The organism is Pseudokineococcus sp. 5B2Z-1 (assembly GCF_037482305.1).
Taxonomy (GTDB): Bacteria; Actinomycetota; Actinomycetes; order Actinomycetales; family Quadrisphaeraceae; genus Pseudokineococcus.
Genome location: NZ_JBBHZG010000015.1, coordinates 1 through 3,592 on the forward strand (window position 1 = coordinate 1; position 3,592 = coordinate 3,592).

Genomic DNA, 3,592 nt, shown 5'->3' on the forward strand with positions numbered 1-3,592 from the left:
AAGAGTGGTCAAGCCATCGGCATATTAGTACCGGTCAGCTCCACGAGTTACCCCGCTTCCACACCCGGCCTATCAACCCAGTCGTCTACCTGGGAGCCTCACACCACCCAAGGTGGCAAGGAGACCTCATCTCGAAGCAGGCTTCCCGCTTAGATGCCTTCAGCGGTTATCCCTCCCGAACGTAGCCAACCAGCCATGCCCTTGGCAGGACAACTGGCACACCAGAGGTTCGTCCGTCCCGGTCCTCTCGTACTAGGGACAGCCCTTCTCAAGTCTCCGACGCGCGCAGCGGATAGGGACCGAACTGTCTCACGACGTTCTAAACCCAGCTCGCGTACCGCTTTAATGGGCGAACAGCCCAACCCTTGGGACCTACTCCAGCCCCAGGATGCGACGAGCCGACATCGAGGTGCCAAACCATGCCGTCGATATGGACTCTTGGGCAAGATCAGCCTGTTATCCCCGGGGTACCTTTTATCCGTTGAGCGACCGCGTTTCCACACACCACGGCCGGGTCACTAGTTCCGACTTTCGTCCCTGCTCGACCCGTCAGTCTCGCAGTCAAGCTCCCTTGTGCACTTGCACTCACCACCTGATGACCGACCAGGCTGAGGGAACCTTTGAGCGCCTCCGTTACACTTTAGGAGGCAACCGCCCCAGTTAAACTACCCATCAGGCACTGTCCCTGATCCGGATCACGGACCGAAGTTAGACGCCCAGTATGACCAGAGTGGTATTTCAACGACGACTCCACCAGCACTGGCGTGCCCGCTTCACAGTCTCCCACCTATCCTACACAAGCCACACCAGACACCAATACCAAACTATAGTGAAGGTCCCGGGGTCTTTCCGTCCTGCTGCGCGTAACGAGCATCTTTACTCGTAGTGCAATTTCGCCGAGTTCGCGGTTGAGACAGCGGAGAAGTCGTTACGCCATTCGTGCAGGTCGGAACTTACCCGACAAGGAATTTCGCTACCTTAGGATGGTTATAGTTACCACCGCCGTTTACTGGCGCTTAAGTTCTCAGCTTCGCCCTCACGGGCTAACCGGTCCCCTTAACGTTCCAGCACCGGGCAGGCGTCAGTCCGTATACATCGTCTTGCGACTTCGCACGGACCTGTGTTTTTAGTAAACAGTCGCTTCTCCCTGGTCTCTGCGGCCTCACACGCTCCCACCCGCAAGGGGCGTTCACGCGATCGGCCCCCCTTCTCCCGAAGTTACGGGGGCATTTTGCCGAGTTCCTTAACCACGATTCACTCGATCGCCTCGGTATTCTCTACCTGATCACCTGAGTCGGTTTAGGGTACGGGCGGCTAGAACCTCGCGCCGAGGCTTTTCTCGGCAGCATGGGATCACTCACTTCGCACTACGTGCTCACCATCAGGTCTCAAGCTTATGTGAGCCGCGGATTTACCAACGACTCGCCCTACACCCTTGGACGTGGACAACCATCGCCACGCGGAAGCTACCCTCCTGCGTCACCCCTGTTAATGCGCTTGCCTACTACCAGTCTGGGTCGTGCGTTCCACCCACACCNNNAGCTTATGTGAGCCGCGGATTTACCAACGACTCGCCCTACACCCTTGGACGTGGACAACCATCGCCACGCGGAAGCTACCCTCCTGCGTCACCCCTGTTAATGCGCTTGCCTACTACCAGTCTGGGTCGTGCGTTCCACCCACACCAGACTCGAAAGTCCGGTGAGGCTTCAGGCACTCAGCATCGCTGGCCCCGGCATGGGCGGTCCTTCGCCGGTACGGGAATATCAACCCGTTGTCCATCGACTACGCCTGTCGGCCTCGCCTTAGGTCCCGACTTACCCAGGGCGGATTAGCCTGGCCCTGGAACCCTTGATCATCCGGCGGACGGGTTTCTCACCCGTCATTCGCTACTCATGCCTGCATTCTCACTCGTGTGGCGTCCACGACTAGGTCACCCTGCCGCTTCACCCCCCACACGACGCTCCCCTACCCACCCCCACACCTGGACCCACCCCCAAAGAGGAGGGCCTGGCTAACATGGGAGTGCCACGGCTTCGGCGGTGTGCTTGAGCCCCGCTACATTGTCGGCGCGGAATCACTTGACCAGTGAGCTATTACGCACTNACCTGGACCCACCCAAAGGTGAGCCTGGTTCATCATGGGAGTGCCACGGCTTCGGCGGTGTGCTTGAGCCCCGCTACATTGTCGGCGCGGAATCACTTGACCAGTGAGCTATTACGCACTCTTTCAAGGATGGCTGCTTCTAAGCCAACCTCCTGGTTGTCTGCGCAACTCCACATCCTTTTCCACTTAGCACACGCTTAGGGGCCTTAGCCGGTGATCTGGGCTGTTTCCCTCTCGACTACGANAGCTATTACGCACTCTTTCAAGGATGGCTGCTTCTAAGCCAACCTCCTGGTTGTCTGCGCAACTCCACATCCTTTTCCACTTAGCACACGCTTAGGGGCCTTAGCCGGTGATCTGGGCTGTTTCCCTCTCGACTACGAAGCTTATCCCCCGCAGTCTCACTGCCACGCTGCGCTTACCGGCATTCGGAGTTTGGCTGACGTCAGTAACCTTGTCGGGCCCATCGGCCATCCAGTAGCTCTACCTCCGGCAAGAAACACGCGACGCTGCACCTAAATGCATTTCGGGGAGAACCAGCTATCACGAAGTTTGATTGGCCTTTCACCCCTACCCACAGGTCATCCCCCAGGTTTTCAACCCTGGTGGGTTCGGTCCTCCACGCGGTCTTACCCGCGCTTCAACCTGCCCATGGGTAGATCACTTCGCTTCGGGTCTAGGACACGCGACTCAAGACGCCCTGTTCGGACTCGCTTTCGCTACGGCTTCCCCACACGGGTTAACCTCGCCACATGCCACTAACTCGCAGGCTCATTCTTCAAAAGGCACGCCGTCACAAGACGAATCCTGCTCCGACGGCTTGTAGGCGCACGGTTTCAGGTACTATTTCACTCCCCTCCCGGGGTACTTTTCACCTTTCCCTCACGGTACTCGTCCGCTATCGGTCACCAGGGAGTGTTCAGGCTTAGGGGGTGGTCCCCCCAGATTCACACGGGATTTCTCGGGCCCCGTGCTACTCGGGAACACCGTCCAAGGAGGCCACATCGTTTCGTCTACGGGGGTCGCACCCTCTACGCCGGGCCATCCAAGACCCTTCGACTACAACGCGGCTTTATCACTCCCCGCCTCAGCGGCAGCTGAAGGCCAACGGGTCCCACAACCCCGCGCACGCAACCCCTGCCGGGTATCACACGCACACGGTTTAGCCTCATCCGCTTTCGCTCGCCACTACTCACGGAATCGCTGTTGCTTTCTCTTCCTGTGGGTACTGAGATGTTTCACTTCCCCACGTTCCCTCCACACACCCTATATATTCAGGTGCAGGTGACTGGAGATGAATCCAGCCGGGTTCCCCCATTCGGACATCCTCGGATCACAGTTCGGTTGCCAACTCCCCGAGGCTTATCGCAGGCTCCTACGTCCTTCATCGGCTCCTGGTGCCTAGGCATCCACCGTACGCCCTTAAAAACTTGGCCACAAAGATAAAGATGCTCGCGTCCACTGTGCAGTTCTCAAGCTACGAACA

Annotated in this window: 1 rRNA gene; it reads right to left on the reverse strand. The window is 58.3% G+C overall.

Annotated elements, in window-relative coordinates:
* Positions 1-4: 4 nt before the first annotated feature.
* Positions 5-3,542, reverse strand: a 23S ribosomal RNA gene (locus WDV85_RS17015).
* Between the last annotated feature and the right edge of the window lie 50 nt (positions 3,543-3,592).